The sequence below is a fragment of the Sedimentibacter sp. B4 genome, from assembly GCF_000309315.1.
Lineage (GTDB): Bacteria > Bacillota > Clostridia > Tissierellales > Sedimentibacteraceae > Sedimentibacter > Sedimentibacter saalensis.
Window position 1 is genome coordinate 1 of the sequence record NZ_CANG01000034.1, and the last position, 18,769, is coordinate 18,769.

Here is an 18,769-nt window from a genome sequence, read left to right on the forward strand (position 1 = left end):
ATATCCTCCTTGCTAAACTATTTTATTAATTGCCCTTTAATCTATAAATTATTTGCCTTGTAATCATTATGCAATTTTAATGCCAAAAAAAATACAATTAAAATGTGTTGATATTTTAATTGTATTCTGACTTTTAATATTTATTGATATATTATTTGTTGTATTATTACAACAGTTATTCCATTTTAATTGATTAAATTTAGTCAATAAGATAAAAAACATTGATTTAATGCTAATATAATGTGTTGCAATATTACAACACTGTTGTCATTTTACAACAAGCATCTTTAAATACAAATTAACAATAAATTACAGGTTCTTCAGCTGATTTTGAATGAGCACACCCACTATGTCTGCAAATCTGTCAAGAGTATTTATTTTTGCAAAATTGCGGCCGTAGATTTTTTTTGCTGATGGTACATCCTCATCAAGTCCTGTGAAAACGCATAACACTGATACGCCTTCATTTATTCCCTTTTTAACTTCCATCGCCGTGTCTTCAACGCCAGTTGCTCCAGAATATTCAATCCTTGCAGGAATTATGCCCGTAGCAGGATTTGTCTGTATGTCATTTGGCTTGCAATCTGAAAGTACTATGAGTATTTTGTGCTCGCTGTCAGAATTTTTCATCATGTGAAGGGCTGTCCTGATTGCCAGGCCGTCACGGTTGCATCCTGCAGTATTGTAATTAAAAATTCTGTTATTCTTGTCAGTTTCCATGTAATCGCGATACAAATTAATAATGGTGAAATTTCTCAGGCTCGAGTAGGAATAAACCCTTACAGGAATCTGACACCTTGTTAGGCTTTCTGCAATTATGAACGCTTGCGCAGCTATTATTTCCTGTCTTTCCACCTGTGAGGCTGAAGAATCAAGCAATATGTCAACAGCAATATTGCCAGGATTGTTCCTGAAATTTTTTACAAATATTTTATTGTCGTCAAGCAGGACGTTTCTCCAAATTTTTTGTGCTGCAAGAGTTCCTGCCTTTGACCAGCTTGATGATGATTCAAAATGTGCAATGAGCGTATTTCTGATTTTGTTTGTGAGTTTTGAAATACTCTCATAATTTCTCGCAAAATCTTGCCTGTAATATTCCAAGTTTGTTTCTCTTTGCTCAAAGGCAGATTTTTTGAAGTACTCGGCATCAGCATCATTTCCTGAATTCTTGTCAAACTCTCCCCGAGTAAAGTGAAGATTGGATTTTTTGTGGTTGCCAACGCACAATATATTTTCAAGATTTTTCGTCATATGCTCTGGAATTGTTGAACAGCCAAAATATTTCTGAATAAACTGTCTGTCTTGATTTACTGTCTTATTAGTTATTCTTATATCAAAAACAACTTTCTTTTGTTTTTCATCCAGTTCCTGAAAACTTAAGTCTCTTGATGTTTCAGCTGACTCATCAACTGCAATGTCCATTGCCGGAGCACTTTCAAAATTAGATGAAATTTCATCTGTACCTTCTTTTGTTGCTTCTGCCACGGAACTTCTTTTTTCTTTTTTCCCTGAAAGAGTTTCATAGGTTCCGGCATTGAATCTGAAGTACAATTTGATGATTTGTTTCATGCTGTCTATTATCTGCCCTGTGTCCATATCATTGTGAAACTCAATTGCGTTTAATATTTCCAGAAGCCTTCCTGAGATTTTAATTTCCTGTCCCAAAGCCCTCATATAATGGGCCTCTTTAACTTCCTGCAATATGTTTTTTTCGGCTGTCCTTCCGTTTTCCAAAACCTTACGTGCATAATCCATTCGAAGATTTTCAAGGACAGGACGTTCATCCCTTATTTTTTCAAAAGCGCTGTTTTCAAGTCCTATCCACGTGAGTTCCCTGTAAAATTCATGATCAATATCGCTTTTTAGATAATTGAAGAAACTTAAGAGTTTAGGATAGTCGTAATGTTTATGAACTGCTCCTATTATAAAGTTAAAATAAAGCTCTGCACTTCCATCTTCTGCATAAGCGCCATCTTCGCTTGTGAATGAATAGTCTCCTGATGCATTCCATATGATGTTCTGAGCCCTCTTCTTTTCATCGTTATGATTTTCCATATTAATAATTAAAAATTTCTTCCCTTTCAAGTTTGTCAGGCAATCTTAGTCTGATTACATCTTCAACCAGTTTTCTTTCAAAATCATCAAATGATTTATTTGTTATTCCCATCTGCAGTGCCTTGTTTGCTTCAAGCCCTTTGGCCATAAGATTGATTGCTGAAATAAGCCCTCTTAAATCAACTGATTTTGTTGAAATTTCAGAATTTTCGCTTTTCAATCTCAAGTCCTTGAAAAGTCCTGCAAATTGCTCAAGATATTCTTCTTTTAAGTTTGGATATTCTTTATATAGCATCTTTTTCAGATTTTTCGTTGATATGTTCGGCATGTTTATTACCATGAAACGGGAAGCAAGTGCCTCATTAAGCTCTCTGGTTCCTGCATAACCGTAGTTCATGGTTGCAATGAATCTGCCTGCATCATCAACTTTTATTTTGTCGTATCCCGGAACATCTATTATTCTTCTGTAGTCCAGTGTTGCGTGGAGTACTGCAACAGAGTCGTTCTTTGCCATGTTTATCTCATCAAGAATACCGAATCCACCCCATGCAGCACATTCATATATAGGGCCCCGTCTTAATACAACCTGTCCGTTTTCAAATGTGTCCGTTCCTATTAATGATGAAGAGTCTGTGTTCACATGAAAAGAAATATCCCAGCTTGGTCTTGCAAATACCGCTGCAAGATTTTCAGCAAGAACATTTTTACCAGTTGCCTTCGAACCCACAAGAAGAAGATTTTCTCCGCACAATATTGATGTTATTGCTTCTTCCCACACATCGTTTCCGTAATAGTTGTATTTTGGACTTGGAATTCTGTATTCCATTTTTGTATCCACTTTATAAAATTTTCTGAATTTATCTATTTCAGTTATCAGTCTCTCACTGATTCCTTCTTTTCTTAAAAAATCAAGCATTATTGTCTCCTAAATTTAATTTTTAAATAAATAATGATATCTAGAACAACATGTCCATAGCCTGTCTTACGTTATTAACAGGAACAATTTCAATGTTTTTCAAATCCTTTGTAGCATTTAAGTTAGCTTCAGCAATTATGGCTCTTTCAAATCCCATTTTCTGAGCTTCAATAATTCGTTTTTCTACAGAATTAACTCCCCTTATTTCCCCAGTAAGACCTACCTCGCCAAGGAGAATTGTTTTGAAATCTATTGGAATTTCCTTGAAGCTTGAAGCTAGAGCGCAAAGAATTGCAAGATCACAAGCAGGTTCCTTAAGCTGCAGTCCACCTGTGACATTCAAAAAAGTATCTGAACTCTGAAGAGCCAGTCCTGCTTTTTTTTCAAGCACAGCAAGAAGCATTGCTGCCCTGTTGTTGTCAATTCCAGTTGTTATTCGTTTTGCAAAACCTGCAGGTGAATATGTGACCAGAGCCTGTATTTCTATGAGTACAGGTCTTGTTCCTTCCATTGCTGCAGTAACCACGGTTCCATAGGCATCAACAGGCCTTCCCCTAAGAAAAACTTCCGAAGGATTTTCAACTTCAACAAGTCCTTGTTCACGCATTTCAAAAATACCTATTTCATTTGTGGAACCAAAACGGTTTTTAACAGATCTTAAAATTCTGTAAGAAAAATGTCTTTCCCCTTCAAAATAAAGAACCGTGTCAACCATATGCTCCAGAACCCTGGGTCCTGCTATGGCACCTGACTTGGTTACATGTCCCACAATAAATGAAGCCATGTCTCTCACTTTTGTCATACGCATAACCATAGCTGTGACTTCTCTGACCTGGCTGACGCTTCCCGGAGCCGACACAACTTCAGGCGAATAAATTGTCTGTATGGAATCAAGAATCAAGAGGTCAGGTTCTTCCTTCTCTACCAGTTCTTTTATAATATCTATGTTTGTTTCCGAAAGTATGTAAAGCTCGCCTTCACCAAGTCCAAGCCTGTCTGCTCTTAATTTAATTTGTTCACCTGATTCTTCACCGGAAACATAAAGAACCTTTAAGTTCTTTTTTGACACATGATCAGCAACCTGCAAGAGAAGCGTTGACTTTCCTATGCCCGGATCTCCTCCCACAAGAACAAGTGAACTTTTGATTATACCGCCTCCCAGAACCCTGTCCATCTCCTTGCTGCCTGATGAAATTCTGTCTTTCTTAGAAGACGTTATATTTTGAATTTTTTCTATTTTGCCTTTGCTTATGCCCCTTTGGCTTTTTGTATCAGAGGCCTTTGATTCTATTTCTTCAACAAGAGTGTTCCATTCTCCGCAGGAAGGACATTTTCCAAACCACTTTGCTGTTTCATATCCGCATTCCTGACAAACAAACTTTGTCTTAACCTTTGCCATAATACACCTCATCTATTTATCAAATACAACTATATATAAATTGTAGATTAATGTCAATATATAATGGCACTAAGTTAAGCTGTCTACATCTGTTGGACTTGCTTCGTAAACATAATTAAAATGTTTAGCCATTTTAAACATTTAATGTTCTGTAATCGCCAAAATCTTTGATATTACCCTAATTTTACCATTTATGTATTGACATTGCACTTCACGACATGTATAATTATAACTGCTTCAAAGTTTAGTAATTTTAAACTTAACTCATGAGAGGTATTTATGAACATAGGAGAAAACCTAAAAAGAATGAGAGTTGCCAATTCTCTCACTCAGCAGGAGCTGGCAGACAGATGTGAACTTACAAAGGGATATATTTCGCAGCTTGAAAGAGATTTGACATCTCCATCCATAGCCACATTAACAGACATTTTGGAATGTCTTGGTACAGACCTGGCAAGCTTTTTCAACGAAGCAGTTGACAGCAAAATAGTATTTAAAGAAGAAGATGTGTTTGTGAAGGAAGCAGATGATAACTACATAATTAACTGGGTGGTTCCAAACGCACAGAAAAATGCCATGGAACCCATAATGGTGGAGCTGAAAAGCTACGGCAAGACAAAACTTCATGTCCCCCACGAAGGCGAAGAGTTTGGTTACATACTGTCCGGAACAGTAATGCTCAATTACGGCAGCCAGGTGTACAAGGTTAAAAAAGGAGAATCATTTTATTTCAAATCAAATAAAAATCATTATATAGAAAATGCGAGTAAAAATCCCGCCCGTGTGGTATGGGTCTGCACTCCGCCAAGTTTCTAGCAGGAGAATTAAATGGACAATGCAATTATCGAATTGAATAATATTACTAAAAAATTTGACGGTGAAACTGTTCTTGATGACATTACCCTGTCAGTTAAAAAAAATGAATTTGTAACATTGCTGGGCCCTAGCGGCTGCGGCAAAACAACAACCCTCAGGATTATAGGAGGATTTGAAACTCCTGATGAAGGGGATGTTTTTTTTGACGGCCATCTTATAAACGATGTTCCTCCTTTCAAGAGGCAGCTAAACACTGTGTTTCAAAAATATTCCCTTTTTCCTCACATGAATGTTTTTGAAAACATTGCATTTGGGCTGAGAATAAAAAAGATGGATGAACGCCTCATTACAAGCAAGGTGGAAAAAATGCTTGAACTTTTCAATTTGAAAAATTACGGAAAAAGAAGAATAGACCAATTAAGCGGAGGACAGCAGCAAAGAATTGCCATAGCCAGAGCCCTTGTCAACGAGCCTAAGGTCCTGCTCCTTGATGAACCTCTGGGTGCCCTTGACCTGAAATTAAGAAAAGAAATGCAGCAGGAGCTTAAGGCCATGCAGAAGCAAATAGGAATAACATTCATATATGTTACTCACGACCAGGAAGAAGCTCTCACCATGTCAGACACAATTGTTGTAATGAATGACGGAATAATTCAGCAGATGGGTTCTCCAATCGATATTTACAATGAGCCTCAGAATGCATTTGTGGCGGATTTCATTGGAGAAAGCAACATTCTAGACGGCATAATGCACGATGATTACCTGGTGGAGTTTCTGGGTAAGAAATTTGAATGTCTGGACAAGGGTTTTGGAAAAGGCGAAGAAGTTGATGTCGTTATAAGACCTGAAGATCTTGATATAACTCCTCCCGGCCAGGGAAAACTCGAAGGAATTGTAAAATCCGTCACATTCAAGGGAGTGCACTATGAAATGAGAATTGTTGTCCTTGGTTATGAATTTCTGGTTCATTCCACAGACATGGCACCGGCAGGATCAACAGTCGGGCTCACTCTCACACCTGATGACATTCACATAATGGAAAAGGGGGAATAGATTTGAAGGACAGAACAAAATATTTTGCCTATCCGTACGCTGTATGGATTGTTATATTCATTGTATTTCCATCATTTCTGGTTCTTTTGTACAGTCTTACAACAGATTCCGGAGGGCTTACAAACATTAATTTTACAATCGGCAATTTTATTAAGTTTTTTGACCCCCTGTACCTGAACATTTTGTGGGATTCCATATTTCTTGCAGCCATATGCACAATCATATGCCTATTGCTGGGATACCCTGCAGCATACATAATTTCAAAATCAAATTTATCAAGACGAAACACCCTGTTATTCCTGTGCATACTTCCAATGTGGATGAACATGCTCCTTAGAACATACGCATGGATGACAATTCTCGGGAACAATGGAATACTGAATAATCTGTTTGAATTATTGGGTTTTCCTAAAATAAACATGCTTTACACAAGGGGTGCAACTGTAATGGGAATGGTATACAACTTTCTTCCATTCATGATACTTCCCATTTTCACGGCACTGAGCAAGATGGATACAGGACTTCTTGAGGCAGCCGATGATTTAGGAGCTACAAAGTACATTGTGTTCAGAAAAATCATTCTGCCCCTCAGCATGCCCGGAGTGATATCAGGAATAATAATGGTCTTCATGCCTGCAGTAAGCACATTCATCATACCGCAGCTTTTAGGAGGCAACAAAAGCATGATGATTGGAAACCTTGTTGAAAAAATGTTCATATTAAACGGCGACTGGAACTTTGGCTCGGCAATTTCCATAATAATGATGATAATTATTTTGATTTCAATGTCCATCATGAACAAGTTTGACGTGGACAAGGAAGGAGGGGCAAGGCTGTGGTAAAAAAACATCTATCAAGAATTTACATGGGGATGATTTTCATATTCCTTTATGCCCCTATTGCAGTCCTGGCTGTATTTTCCTTCAACGAATCAAAATCCAGAGGAAACTGGACAGGTTTTTCACTCAAGTGGTATGTGGAGCTTTTTCAGGATGGTGACATACGCTCAGCATTTTATTACACCATATCAATTGCCTTGATATCCGCAATAGTATCCACAATACTTGGTACAATTGCTGCCATAGGCATCAACAGCATGAAGGGAAAAATGAAATCAATCATGCTCAATGTAAACTACCTGCCGGTTGTAAATCCAGACATAGTTACAGGTATTTCCCTCATGATACTTTACATATCATTCAACATTGATTTTGGATTTAAAACAATGCTTATTTCACACATTGTGTTCAACACTCCATATGTGATATTGTCCATACTTCCAAAGTTGAAGCAAATGGACGTTAATATGACCGAAGCAGCCATGGATCTGGGCGCTACCCCCATGTATGCTTTAAGAAAAGTTATAATACCTGAAATCAAACCTGGAATAGTAACAGGATTTTTGATGGCTTTTACTCTTTCCATAGACGATTTCATCATCAGCTACTTTACAAAAGGAGAAGGAGTGACAAATCTCTCCATAGTAATTTATTCTATGGCAAGAAGAGGAGTTCGTCCTACAATCAACGCGTTATCAACAATAATGCTCACTGTGGTGTTATTGTTAATGATACTTATCAACAAAAGATCAAGCGGAGCTGAAAAAGCTACTAATAAAAGAAAAGAGGCTTAAAATGAAAAATAAATTAGTACTTATTGTATGTATTATTGCATTGATACTGACTGCAGGATGCAGCAGCAAATCAGAAGAAAAAGAAGTTCTGAATGTGCTGAACTACGACATTTACATGGACAAGACGCTGATTTCAGAATTTGAAAAAGAAAACAATGTTACAATAAAATATGACACATATTCAACACCTGAAGAAATGTACATCAAGGCAAAAGCCGGTGCTTCCGATTACGACCTTATAATTTCAAGCGAGTACATGATAGAGAGAATGATTAGCGAAGGAATGGTAAACAAACTGAACTTTGACAACATTCCAAACTACCAGTTCATAGATGAAGAATTCAAAAATCAGCCCTACGATCCCAACAACGAATACGCTGTTCCTTATTTCTGGGGAACATTGGGAATTCTTTATAACAAGACAACAGTTGATGCTTCTTCAGATAGCTGGTCAATGCTTTGGGATGAAAAATATTCACAAAGAATCATAATGATGGATTCCCAAAGGGATGCTTTTGCAGCAGCTCTTAAGCTTTTGGGATATTCTCTTAACACAGTTGATGAAAAAGAACTTGATGAAGCAAAAGCGCTTCTCATCAAGCAAAGACCTCTTGTTATGGCGTACATAACTGACGGGGCTCCTGACATAATGATAAATGAAGAAGCAGACATGGCTCTTGTTTGGTCAGGTGAAGCAGTATCTGCAATGTCAGAAAATGAAAACCTGGACTTTGTGATTCCTAAGGAAGGAAGCAACATCTGGATTGATGCCATGTTTATTCCATCAACAACCAAAAATCAGCCCCTTGCTGAAGAATTCATAAATTTCCTCTGCTCCAAGGAAGCAACATTAAGAAACATTGACGAGGTTTGGTATTCAACAGTGCACACTGAGGCAATCAAAGAAGTTGATGAAGAGCTTTTAAACAATTCAGCCTTCAACATTCCATCAGAAGATATCAAAAAAATGGAAATGTTCCGGGACCCTAAAGAATTCATAGACCTTTACACATCAAGGTGGACTCAAATAATGGCAGAATAATCAAAAAACACAAATGAGCGCGCAAGCGCTCATTTTTATATTTTATTTATATTTGTTCGTTGTCAGTTTGTGCTTCTTTTAAATTCACCAAATGAACCGCACTTGATACTGTTATTATTATCAAAGCTGCTAAAACTAAGAATGACATATGTATTCCTCCTTTATCCCCTATATATTCCCTGCTACCATAATATTACATGAACCTTGAAGTTTTCTTAAATGTTACAATATTTCAAGGTGCTATGCACCCTCAGGTTGATGACAAGTAACTTTTGGCGCTGTCATTCTGAGGGCGTAGCCCGAAGAATCTCATCTTATCAATAAAGATGAGATCCTTCACTATCGTTCAGGATGACAACATTTTCTACAGAAATTCGCAATACTTGCACCCTTTGCATATTTCAACCTTGTTTTCAAATATTTTTTTTATTACATCAATAGTATTTGTTGCTTCTTTGTTTTTCTTATCTATTTTTGCTTCGTGAATAATTATTTTCTTGGGCGATATGCTTAAAAGAATGTTGATTATAATTTCATCGTACAACACTGTTTTTTCACCAAATTCTGTTGAAAACTCTGCATTTGTTATGAACGTTAGCTTCTGCATGTTCTTGTCGTATACCTGAAGCTTGTTATTGTTGTACATGATGTTCACAAGCTCATTTTCTTTTTCATCCTTGTCGGATATGAGCTTAATGATGCTGATAAAATCAAGGTATTCCTTTTTCATAAGGTAAGAGTCAATGCATCTTTCAACAACCTGGACTGCATAAAGTTTAATGAACTTAAGCCTGAAGTTTATGAATCCGTTTAAATTTATTGTACTGGACCTTTCAAGGACTTCTTTGAACTTATTTTTGATTATAAGTTTGATTTTAACGTCGTTGTCTATTTCATCCTCTATGTCTTCTATTATTGCTCCCACTTCATCTTCATCAAAATAAAAGTAGTTTTCCTTAAGACAGTTTATGCTTTCCAGTTTTGTGTATTCAACAAGAAGTTTTGTCACCTTTGCAATTATTTTTTCAGTTAGTTCTCTTTTATTTAATTTTTCATTTGTAAAATATCTTACTCGTATATTTCCTTCATCTGTGGAGGATAATTCTATATTAATATCACTTTCATCTAAATTTGTGATTATTTTGATATTATTAAACAACTCATGATTTTCATTTTCATTTAACTCTAATGATAAAAGCTCCACTTAGTCACTCCTCTCTGCCAGGGAGGTCATATTATTGGTATCAGCGATCCCAAATCTATTATTTGCCTTTCTGAAGCTTCTTCATATATATATCCTGCAGTATGGATAAATTGCTTTAATGAACACAAAATACTTTCATCAAGGATTTTGCCTGTTGACAAAAATATTTTATCATTAATCTTCCCTGCACAGCCACCGATAAATCCGTGATCATATCCCTTCAGATACACCACCTTGGGATCTATATACATACAGTCTATATTATATGATTTGAGTTTTTCATGTATCAGGACATCTGATGTCAAAGCTTTTGTCTCGCTGATTAAAGCTGTGGAACATTTAGTGTAGCCTTGATTGACATGAATGAATTCAACGCCTGCTTCTTCCAAATAATACTTTAAAACCTGGTCTGTATGCTTTGTATTGTGCACAGCATATCTCCCTATTCTTGCTACATTATATGCTATATCCTCAGGATAGTTTCTACACAGAGTTTTTCCACCTTTAATAACTTTTATTCCTTTGTCTTCTAAAACATTTTTATAATAATCGTACACATTTGGAGCAACTATAAATGTTTCAAAATCAACAGGAAAAATAACCATATCCGGATGTCCGTCAACAGGTTCCTGCAAATCCACGCACCTAATGGTTTTTATGGGTTCAATGTTCATTTTTCTTAAATAATTTAAAATTTCATCATCAGCCTTGTAGTCGATTATAACAAATCGCGGCTTTTTATGAGGTAAGTACGGATTCATAATTGCTCCTTGCACAAATTTATGTTTAGAAAATATTTCTATTATTATATCATTTTTTTTACATTTCTGATAAAATACATATATATAATTATGGGGGAAATATAAATGGAAGAATTACATTACTACTTACAAATTCGCCTGGCAAAAAATGAGATTTTTTTTGGTCCAGGAGTATTGGCTCTGCTAACATTGACGCAAGAATGTGAATCTTTAAGTGCAGCTGCGAAAAGCATGGATTTATCTTATTCAAAAGCATGCAAAATGGTAAAGGGTGCTGAAACTGCCCTGGGTTTTAAGCTTTTGGACAGAAAAATAGGAGGAGCAGGAGGCGGCGGTTCAAAATTAACACCTGAAGGCATAGAATTTTCAGAGAAATACTCTTCCTTTATAAATGAACTTAACAGTCACGCCTCTGAGTCCTTTGTCAGGTATTTTAGCAAATATATTTAATCATAGCTGCATCAAAAATGCTTTGATGCAGTTATCAGTTCAGCATCAAAATTGAATCATCAGGAACATTTAAATAAAGATATTTATTGTTTATTCTTTTATTCCATTCATCCTTGCTGACTTTAAATAACATTTCAGAATTTTCATTTCGTGTTTTTTGATTCATGTTTTCAACTATTATGGTATATTCGAAGACTTCTTCAACTATTTTATTGATTTTGCATACAACCGTATTTTTTACATCTGCTGTGTCTGCTATTTGAAAGCTGTGCTCTCGAATTCCAACATAATTTATATTTTCGGGAACCAGTTCTTCCGTTTCAAATATAAAATCCCAGTCAACAGCATAAATTTGATGATTTGATAAAACATTACATTTTGAAATATTCTTGCATCCTGTAAGCCTTGCTGCAGCAAAAAGGTTTGGCTTGGCAAATAATTCTTTTGTCTTTCCTGACAGAACAGTTTTTCCCCGTTCAATAAAAGCAATATTCTCACAGAATCTATATACCTCATCCATGCTGTGGGTGACCATCAACACTTCTCCCTTATAAAGCTTCAATATATCAATAACTTCCGTCTGAAGTTTATCTTTCAAATGTGTATCCAGTGCAGAAAAAGGCTCGTCCAAAAGCAACACATCAGGCTCATAAGCAAAAATACGCGCCAGGGCCACTCTTTGCTGCTGACCTCCTGAAAGCTGTGAAGGATACTTGTTTTCAAGCCCTTCTAAATGAAATGATTTAATAAGTTCATTGATCTTGATCTTCTTTTCTTTCTTCGTCATTTTAAGCCCGGAACCTATATTTTGTTCTGCTGTCATATTAGGAAACAACGCGTAATTTTGAAACAAATAACCTATGTTCCTTTCCTGAGGACTTAAATTTATTTTATTCACAGAATCAAAAAGCACTCTCCCATTGAGTACAATCACCCCTTCATCAGGAGTTTCAATACCTGCAATGCATTTTAAAGTCATGCTTTTTCCGCTCCCTGAGGCGCCTAAAATTCCAAGGTATTCTTCATCTGTTTCAAAATCCGCATCCAGTGTGAAACCTTTGTAATATTTCTTTATTGAAACCAATAAACTCATTTTTCCTCATCCTTATTTGCATATTTTCTTCCTTTAATTGTGAAATAGTTCATAAGTGACAGCACAAAAAAGGAAATCATCAATACTACTGCCACATATCCGTATGCTCCTTCCAAGTTGCCTGCTGCAACTTCGGAATAAATTGCCAGTGGAAGTGTCCTGGTCTTGTTTGCTATGTTTCCTGCTATCATTGCAGTCGCCCCAAACTCCCCAAGACCTCTCGCAAATGCAAGCACACCTCCTGAAGCTACACCAGGTAATGCTGATGGCATCACCACACGCCAGAATATTTTCCTTTCTGACATTCCCAGGGTACGACCTGCCATTATTAAAGTTTTATCCACCTGTTCGAATGCTCCTCTGGATGAGCGGTACATAAGAGGAAAAGAAACAACAACAGCAGCCAATACGGTTGCTGTCCATGAAAATACAATTTTGATGCTTAAAAAATCAAGCAGAATTTTTCCAAATGGCCTTTTAACTCCAAAAATCAGCAGGAGAAAAAAACCTAACACAGTTGGCGGAAGCACCAATGGCATGGTCAATAAACCATCAATAACTATCTTTGCCTTGTCAGATTTCATTGCTATAACAAACCTCGCTGCAAAAATTCCAAGGAAAAATGTAATTAAAATTGACAGCGAGGCTGTCCTTAGTGAAATAAGCATTGGAGACCAGTCCATAAACCCTCCTATTTTAAAGACGTAAATCCATATTTTTCAAAAACAGACAAAGCTTCATTGCTTTTCAGGAATTCAACGAACAATTTCGACGAATCTTTTTTTGTTGAAGATTTTATAATCCCCACAGGGTAGATTACAGGGGATACGCTTTTTTCAGGTGCTTCTGCTGCAACAATTACATTTTTATTTGAAGCAGCATCTGTTGAATAAACCACTCCTGCATCTGCACTTCCTTCAGAAATCCAGTTTAATACTTCGGTTACATTTGTTCCAAGGCTTGATTTTGCTGACACCTCATCCCACAGACCTAGATTTTCAAAAATCTCTTTGGCATACTGACCGGCAGGAACACTGTCAGGATCACCAACAGCAACAGTATCCGCCTTTAAAATTTCTTCGAAAGCATTAATCCCTTTATCACTATCCTTGGGAACAATAAGGACTACTTTATTTTCAAGGAGCTTGACTATTGATTCCTTAACCATGAGTTCCTGTTCATCCAATTCATTCATCTGTTTCATGGCTGCTGACATGAATACATCAACATCAGCACCCTCTTCGATTTGAGTCTGCAATTTTCCCGAACTGTCATATGTTGCATCCACCTTAATATTGGGATATTTTTCTTCAAACATAGGAATTAGTTCATCTTCAAAACAATTTTTCATGCTTGCTGCTGCTGCAACAAGCAATGTTTCATTAACTGCAGGTTCAGACTCATTCATGGAAGAACCCTTATTTTCATCAGGTTCTGCATTTTTGCTGCATGCTGAAAAACCAAGTACTAAACATACAATTAAAACTACAGCAATAATTTTTTTCACTTTATCCTCCATCAATTAATTGACTCAACAAACACTTCAACAACACCGCCACAAACCATACCTTCTTCTTCAGCGTGTCTTCCTGTCATGTCAACTGAGATTAATTTATGTTTTTTATTGTCAATGCACATCAATGCGTCTCCTCTAATGCTTGATTCAACACATCCTCCGCCGATAGTTCCTATTATTGTGCCATCTTTGTAAACTACCATTTTTGTTCCCACATCCCTTGGAGCTGAGCCCCTTCTTGAAACGATTGTAACCATTGCTTTTGGTATTGCCTTGCTTTCTTCCCTTAGCACGGCATTTAACAATTCATCGCTATAGGCACTTGAACCTGTTTCTTTGTTTTTGACTTCAATAATCTGAGCCATAATTGCTACTGCAATTTCCTCTGGTGTTTCGGCTCCTATTTTAAGTCCTATAGGTGTGTAAACTTTGTCTAATGTTTCCCGGGAAATGCCTTCACTTTCTAAATAATCAAGCACTTTGGCCACCCGAACCTTACTGCCAATCATGCCTATATAGGCATTTTCCTTTTGGATGATATTTTCCAGACAAGTCTGGTCATAACGGTGGCCTCTTGTTACAATAACAAAAAACGTGCCACTGCTGCCTTCAATATCTTTTAATGCTTCTTCAAAGGGCTTGCATATAACCTTTTCAGCTCCTGCTTTAGCAGCATTGTTGGCAAATGTGATTCTGTCATCTATTGCCGTCACAGGTAAATCAAGAAGCTTACATATTTTAATAATCGGAATGGAAATATGTCCTGCCCCGCAGACAACAACATTGTAGCTTTGTCTCATGAATTCAACATATATTTTTTCCCCATCAACTGTTAATGACTGGCTCTTTTTGATTTCTGGTATGGCAGAAATTATTTTTTCCGTGTTCAAATCATTGTTGTCCTTGTATACTATTTCTCCGTCTGATAAAACAATTTTTTCTCCCATGTTATGGCCTGATAGAATAGTAATGACTATATTTTCTTTGTTCTTGTCAATTTGTTTAAGAAACTCATAAAAATCCATCTTAATCTCCTATTGTTTACCGCTTATCATTTAAAATTAATATTTTCCGAAATGACAATTTGGGAAGGTGCACACTTGGCACTTCAGGCATTGTCCTCCATATCCCATTCTGGTAATGTCTCTTTTTACAATAATCTCTCCTGCCATTACTCTTGGCAACAGTATATCAAATGCTGTTGTTGCAGAAAACATCACGCAACCCGGAAGCCCGAAAACAGGAATTCCACCCGAGTACGCAAACAACAACATTGCTCCCGGCAGTACAGGTGACCCGTATGAAACTATGTCTGCACCGGTTGATTTTATTGCACCTGGTGTTTTATCATCTGGGTCCACGGACATTCCTCCGGTTACAACTATAAGTTCTGCTCCCATTTCTTTGCACTTAAGAATAGTTTCCTTAATTGTGTCTGAATCATCAGGCACAATAGTCTTATAAAACACTTCAGCTCCAAATTCCAACAGTTTTCTTTCCACAACAGGTCCGAACTTATCTGTTATTCTTCCCTTGTACACTTCACTTCCAGTCACTATTATTGCAGCTTTATAATGTTTAAACATTTTGACTTCAAAAATTTTTCCCTTTTCATGGATAATCTTTTCAACATCTTCAATTTTTGTCTTATTTATTTTCAGAGGTATAACTCTGCAGCCGCCTATGAGTTCTCCTTCATTTATAGTTCTATCCCCATGTATTGTAGCCAGACAAATATCTCCAAGTTCATTGACATCATCAAGTACATCACGATTTATCTTAAGCAGACCTTTATAGTCTGGAAGAATGTTGATTTTTCCTTCACGAGGAGGAGTTGAAAAGTGCACACCCCTGCCGCATATAAGATTTCCTAAAGCCAATGCTGCTTCATCTTCATGGAGTTCATTTTCTTTGAGTTCAAAAATATATATATGCTCTTTACCTATTCTAAGGAGTCTTTCAATATCTTCTTCCTGTATAACATGTCCTTTTTTAAACGCTACTCCTTTGAATTCTCCTGGCACAATTTCCGTAATATCATGCCCAAGCACCATTCCAACTGAATCTTCAGTCCTTACTACTTTCATACAAATCCCTTTCACAAAGCAAGCCATTTATTTTCATATTTAAAATTCTTGCTATTAACTAATAATGATATAATAATTATATCAAAATAATGTTGCAAAATATATAATTAACTAAAATTTATTACATTATTTTCAAACATCACATGCAAAATATAAATAAATAATCGCAAAACATTTGTATAAAAAATCGCACCTGTTTAGAGTGCGATTTTCATTTTTATGATATTATTTTGTATCAAATATACAACATTTCACTCTGAGAATTAACCTCCGGCTAGCAGATGAAGCATCTGAACATCATCACCGTCATTGACTATTGTTGTCTTGTAATCTTCTTCGTCCACGTGCTGACCATTAATTTTAACTATGATTTTAGGCCATGAAAACTTTTTAATCTTCATTATATCTTCAACAGTCATTCCCTGTTCCCACTGAAAATCACGGTTGTTTACTTTTATCATCTACACACCACCTTTTTTTGATTAAGAATGAATAATGAAAAGTTAATAATGAATGAAGGAATTGTGCAACGCACAATTCCAACCACCATTTTTAATTCTTAACTCTTAATTCTTAATTTCTATTGCAGGCCTCTAACAACTTCTATCAGCTCTGGCATATCCATGCCCAGTTCTTTAAGATGTTCTATGGTTGGAACACCGTTTGAATTCCAGCCTCTTCTTTTGTATACTGCATCTGTTAGCTTTTCATACTGGTCTTCTCTGTAGCTTCTTAATACTATCATTTTTTCTTCAGTAGTTTTTCCAGTTATATCATACCCAATTTTTTCTTTTAATTGCGTGTCATATCTTTCCTGTCTTGATTCATATTCTTCTTTTGTAACAGGTCCCATTGAACGGTAAGGAGTTTTATCATTTTCTCTCAATCCCTTGCCCAATCTTATGTTGAATATTCTCTGGAAGTTGTAAACTCTTTCGGATTCTCTCACCATGTCGGCTGTTCCAAGTCTTTTTCCTGTCACTCCATACACTATGTCCAGATAATTTTGCACATGTTCAGGAATTTTTGCAGGTTCTGATGTGAACTTGTTGTTTGCAGGAGCTATATCGTTCCATGGAAGCTTGCACAGACCGTAAAGGCCAAACCATGTTCTGAACATAGGGAAATAATGCAGTGCTTCTGCCTTGTCTTCAAATGTAGGTATCTGGTTGTTAACCATGTCCATAAATATGAGCCATGCTTCATCGTGCTGAGGTCCCTTGTTTGTTAAGCCGTAACCACCCTGCTGAGCCAGTGATTCTTTTGAACCGTATTCTGAATATTCAAGACCTTTTTGCTCCATTCCTATGTCAAACAAGAAATCAGCATCTGCTCCGTACTGTTCAACAAAAAGCTTCTTCATTCTGTGAATTCCCTGACCTACAACAACACCAAAGCCTTCGCCCTTTGACATCTGGTGGAGAAGCTCAGCGGCTGAATAGAAGTTCCCGAAATTAAGTTCAAGACCTCCTGTTATTTCCTTATTTATTATTCCTCTTTCATAACATTCCATTGCAAATGCCGTAGCAGTACCAAATGAAATTGTGTCAATGCCGTAAGTGTCACAATAGAAGTTGAGTTCCAAAATTCCTTCCGGATCAAAAATTGCGCAGTTTGATCCAAGACCAGCTGCATTTTCATATTCAGGTCCATCCACTGTAACCTTATGTCCTTTGTATGGTCCGGTTTTCAGTAAAAAATTGTCTGCTGCCTTTGCACATGCTAAAGAACAGCCGTACCAGCATCCGTCTTGAACTCCCTGAGTAATGTACTTGTCTATGAATACTGTAGATTTAATTTTTTGAGTGTCAGGATGGCTTCCATACTGATAGTTCATAACAGGAAGCAAGTCATATTCATCCATTACCTCAATAATATTTGCAGTTCCTATTTTCCTCATGTTGTTTTGCTTAGGGTCAAGATCATGAACTTCTTTGTGAAGCTTTATTCCTGTTCTGTTAAGTATTCCCTGGTCAAAAGGATTGTTCAAATCTCCCTTCACTGAGCTGAATTTTACAACAAGAGCCTTTATTTTTTTATCTCTGAATACTGTTCCTATACCTCCGCGGCCTGCTTGTTTTAATCTGGCAACCTTTCTTCGCGGATCATAGAAAGTAAAATTCAAAAGACCCATGCGTGTGTGTTCAGCACCGCTTCCGGCAGTTACAACTGCTACGTTTCTTTTGTCTTCTTCGTTATCAGCATACATTTCTGTAAGCTGTTCTCCAAGAACATGACCGTCAACTGCTTCTAAAGGTGCTTCTTCTATTGATACGGTGCCATTGTTGCCGTCAATAACAATTATTATATCCTTTTCTGATTTTCCCTGCAATTCAAGGGCATCCCATCCTGAGAACTTCAATAGAGGGCCAAAATATCCTCCCACATTTGAATCAATTGGCATGTCTGTAGCAGGTGAAATACTACAAACAAGAGATTTTCCTGCACCAGGGTACTGGGTAATGCCGCAAACCGGTCCGCCACAAATTATTATTTCATTTTCAGGGTCGTTCCACTTTGTTGAAGGTGTTGTAGCATTCCATAAATACCAGAGTCCAAAGCCCTTGCCTCCTACAAATTTATCTTTCATCATCTGGCTTACGGGTTTTGACTCTATTTTATTTTCTGAAACATTTACAAAAAGTGATCTGCCGGTGTATCCCTTGTCGATTTTCCCAAGTTCATACTTATATTCCGCCAACAGCTTATGATTATCTCTTAAAACTTTAATATCCATATTCGCT

18 protein-coding genes are annotated in these 18,769 nt (G+C 36.8%); 6 read left to right on the forward strand and 12 right to left on the reverse strand.

Features of this window, described 5'->3' with window-relative positions; all coding sequences use genetic code 11:
* Positions 1-309: 309 nt before the first annotated feature.
* From BN358_RS06005 to radA, 3 genes are read right to left on the reverse strand one after another with little or no spacing between them, the layout of a single operon-like run.
* Complete coding sequence (locus BN358_RS06005; RefSeq protein WP_019228309.1) at positions 310-2,055, reverse strand: hypothetical protein; 1,746 nt, start codon at positions 2,053-2,055, stop codon at positions 310-312.
* A gap of 1 nt (position 2,056) precedes the next feature.
* Positions 2,057-2,971, reverse strand: coding sequence for an AAA family ATPase (locus tag BN358_RS06010; protein ID WP_019228310.1), 915 nt, complete (start codon positions 2,969-2,971; stop codon positions 2,057-2,059).
* Positions 2,972-3,011: 40 nt separating this feature from the next.
* Positions 3,012-4,370: a DNA repair protein RadA gene (gene radA / locus BN358_RS06015; RefSeq protein ID WP_019228311.1), complete on the reverse strand. Its 1,359-nt coding sequence runs from the start codon at positions 4,368-4,370 to the stop codon at positions 3,012-3,014.
* A 279-nt stretch (positions 4,371-4,649) separates the two neighbouring features.
* On the opposite strand from radA, the gene BN358_RS06020 reads away from it, so the two are divergent.
* From BN358_RS06020 to BN358_RS06040, 5 genes are read left to right on the forward strand one after another with little or no spacing between them, the layout of a single operon-like run.
* Entirely contained in the window at positions 4,650-5,186 is a 537-nt protein-coding gene (locus BN358_RS06020) for a helix-turn-helix domain-containing protein (RefSeq protein ID WP_019228312.1), read from the forward strand.
* Between the two features lie 12 nt (positions 5,187-5,198).
* On the forward strand, positions 5,199-6,239 hold the full coding sequence (gene potA / locus BN358_RS06025) for a spermidine/putrescine ABC transporter ATP-binding protein (protein WP_019228313.1): 1,041 nt from the start codon (positions 5,199-5,201) through the stop codon (positions 6,237-6,239).
* 2 nt (positions 6,240-6,241) lie between these two features.
* Complete coding sequence (locus BN358_RS06030; protein WP_019228314.1) at positions 6,242-7,081, forward strand: ABC transporter permease; 840 nt, start codon at positions 6,242-6,244, stop codon at positions 7,079-7,081.
* A complete protein-coding gene (locus BN358_RS06035) occupies positions 7,075-7,872 on the forward strand; it encodes an ABC transporter permease (RefSeq protein WP_019228315.1) in 798 nt (265 codons plus the stop codon). Before BN358_RS06030 ends, BN358_RS06035 begins: the two co-directional genes overlap by 7 nt.
* A 1-nt stretch (position 7,873) precedes the next feature.
* Positions 7,874-8,914: a PotD/PotF family extracellular solute-binding protein gene (locus tag BN358_RS06040; RefSeq protein ID WP_019228316.1), complete on the forward strand. Its 1,041-nt coding sequence runs from the start codon at positions 7,874-7,876 to the stop codon at positions 8,912-8,914.
* A gap of 364 nt (positions 8,915-9,278) precedes the next feature.
* On the opposite strand, the gene ytxC is transcribed toward BN358_RS06040, so the two are convergent.
* Positions 9,279-10,118: a sporulation protein YtxC gene (ytxC, locus tag BN358_RS06045; RefSeq protein ID WP_019228318.1), complete on the reverse strand. Its 840-nt coding sequence runs from the start codon at positions 10,116-10,118 to the stop codon at positions 9,279-9,281.
* Between the two features lie 26 nt (positions 10,119-10,144).
* Positions 10,145-10,879, reverse strand: coding sequence for a DUF6873 family GME fold protein (locus tag BN358_RS06050; RefSeq protein WP_019228319.1), 735 nt, complete (start codon positions 10,877-10,879; stop codon positions 10,145-10,147).
* Between the two features lie 105 nt (positions 10,880-10,984).
* Between BN358_RS06050 and BN358_RS06055 the strand changes: the two genes are divergently transcribed.
* Positions 10,985-11,329, forward strand: a complete 345-nt coding sequence (locus BN358_RS06055) for a winged helix-turn-helix domain-containing protein (protein WP_019228320.1) — start codon at positions 10,985-10,987, stop codon at positions 11,327-11,329.
* Between the two features lie 34 nt (positions 11,330-11,363).
* On the opposite strand, the gene BN358_RS06060 is transcribed toward BN358_RS06055, so the two are convergent.
* The 7 genes from BN358_RS06060 to BN358_RS06090 all read right to left on the reverse strand — a co-directional run bounded on the left by BN358_RS06060 (position 11,364) and on the right by BN358_RS06090 (position 18,762).
* Positions 11,364-12,422 carry a sulfate/molybdate ABC transporter ATP-binding protein gene (locus tag BN358_RS06060; RefSeq protein WP_019228321.1) on the reverse strand — a complete coding sequence of 353 codons (1,059 nt, stop codon included), beginning with the start codon at positions 12,420-12,422 and terminating at the stop codon, positions 11,364-11,366.
* Entirely contained in the window at positions 12,419-13,105 is a 687-nt protein-coding gene (modB, locus tag BN358_RS06065; RefSeq protein WP_019228322.1) for a molybdate ABC transporter permease subunit, read from the reverse strand. The genes BN358_RS06060 and modB overlap by 4 nt, the downstream gene beginning before the upstream one ends.
* A gap of 8 nt (positions 13,106-13,113) precedes the next feature.
* A complete protein-coding gene (gene modA / locus BN358_RS06070) occupies positions 13,114-13,929 on the reverse strand; it encodes a molybdate ABC transporter substrate-binding protein (protein ID WP_019228323.1) in 816 nt (271 codons plus the stop codon).
* Between the two features lie 11 nt (positions 13,930-13,940).
* Entirely contained in the window at positions 13,941-14,963 is a 1,023-nt protein-coding gene (locus BN358_RS06075; RefSeq protein WP_019228324.1) for an XdhC/CoxI family protein, read from the reverse strand.
* Between the two features lie 36 nt (positions 14,964-14,999).
* The gene (locus BN358_RS06080) at positions 15,000-16,025 is read right to left on the reverse strand and encodes a molybdopterin-binding protein (RefSeq protein ID WP_019228325.1); all 1,026 of its coding nucleotides are present in this window, start codon (positions 16,023-16,025) and stop codon (positions 15,000-15,002) included.
* A 263-nt stretch (positions 16,026-16,288) separates the two neighbouring features.
* Positions 16,289-16,486 carry a sulfur carrier protein ThiS gene (gene thiS / locus BN358_RS06085; protein ID WP_019228326.1) on the reverse strand — a complete coding sequence of 66 codons (198 nt, stop codon included), beginning with the start codon at positions 16,484-16,486 and terminating at the stop codon, positions 16,289-16,291.
* Positions 16,487-16,605: 119 nt separating this feature from the next.
* Entirely contained in the window at positions 16,606-18,762 is a 2,157-nt protein-coding gene (locus BN358_RS06090) for an aldehyde ferredoxin oxidoreductase family protein (RefSeq protein ID WP_019228327.1), read from the reverse strand.
* Between the last annotated feature and the right edge of the window lie 7 nt (positions 18,763-18,769).

Coding starts and splice junctions, on each gene's coding strand:
- BN358_RS06005 (WP_019228309.1), bottom strand. CDS start 2,055: ATGGAAAATCATAACGATGAAAAGAAGAGGGCTCAGAACATCATATGG.
- BN358_RS06010 (WP_019228310.1), bottom strand. CDS start 2,971: ATGCTTGATTTTTTAAGAAAAGAAGGAATCAGTGAGAGACTGATAACT.
- radA (WP_019228311.1), bottom strand. CDS start 4,370: ATGGCAAAGGTTAAGACAAAGTTTGTTTGTCAGGAATGCGGATATGAA.
- BN358_RS06020 (WP_019228312.1), top strand. CDS start 4,650: ATGAACATAGGAGAAAACCTAAAAAGAATGAGAGTTGCCAATTCTCTC.
- potA (WP_019228313.1), top strand. CDS start 5,199: ATGGACAATGCAATTATCGAATTGAATAATATTACTAAAAAATTTGAC.
- BN358_RS06040 (WP_019228316.1), top strand. CDS start 7,874: ATGAAAAATAAATTAGTACTTATTGTATGTATTATTGCATTGATACTG.
- BN358_RS06050 (WP_019228319.1), bottom strand. CDS start 10,879: ATGAATCCGTACTTACCTCATAAAAAGCCGCGATTTGTTATAATCGAC.
- BN358_RS06055 (WP_019228320.1), top strand. CDS start 10,985: ATGGAAGAATTACATTACTACTTACAAATTCGCCTGGCAAAAAATGAG.
- BN358_RS06060 (WP_019228321.1), bottom strand. CDS start 12,422: ATGAGTTTATTGGTTTCAATAAAGAAATATTACAAAGGTTTCACACTG.
- modB (WP_019228322.1), bottom strand. CDS start 13,105: ATGGACTGGTCTCCAATGCTTATTTCACTAAGGACAGCCTCGCTGTCA.
- BN358_RS06075 (WP_019228324.1), bottom strand. CDS start 14,963: ATGGATTTTTATGAGTTTCTTAAACAAATTGACAAGAACAAAGAAAAT.
- BN358_RS06080 (WP_019228325.1), bottom strand. CDS start 16,025: ATGAAAGTAGTAAGGACTGAAGATTCAGTTGGAATGGTGCTTGGGCAT.
- thiS (WP_019228326.1), bottom strand. CDS start 16,486: ATGATAAAAGTAAACAACCGTGATTTTCAGTGGGAACAGGGAATGACT.
- BN358_RS06090 (WP_019228327.1), bottom strand. CDS start 18,762: ATGGATATTAAAGTTTTAAGAGATAATCATAAGCTGTTGGCGGAATAT.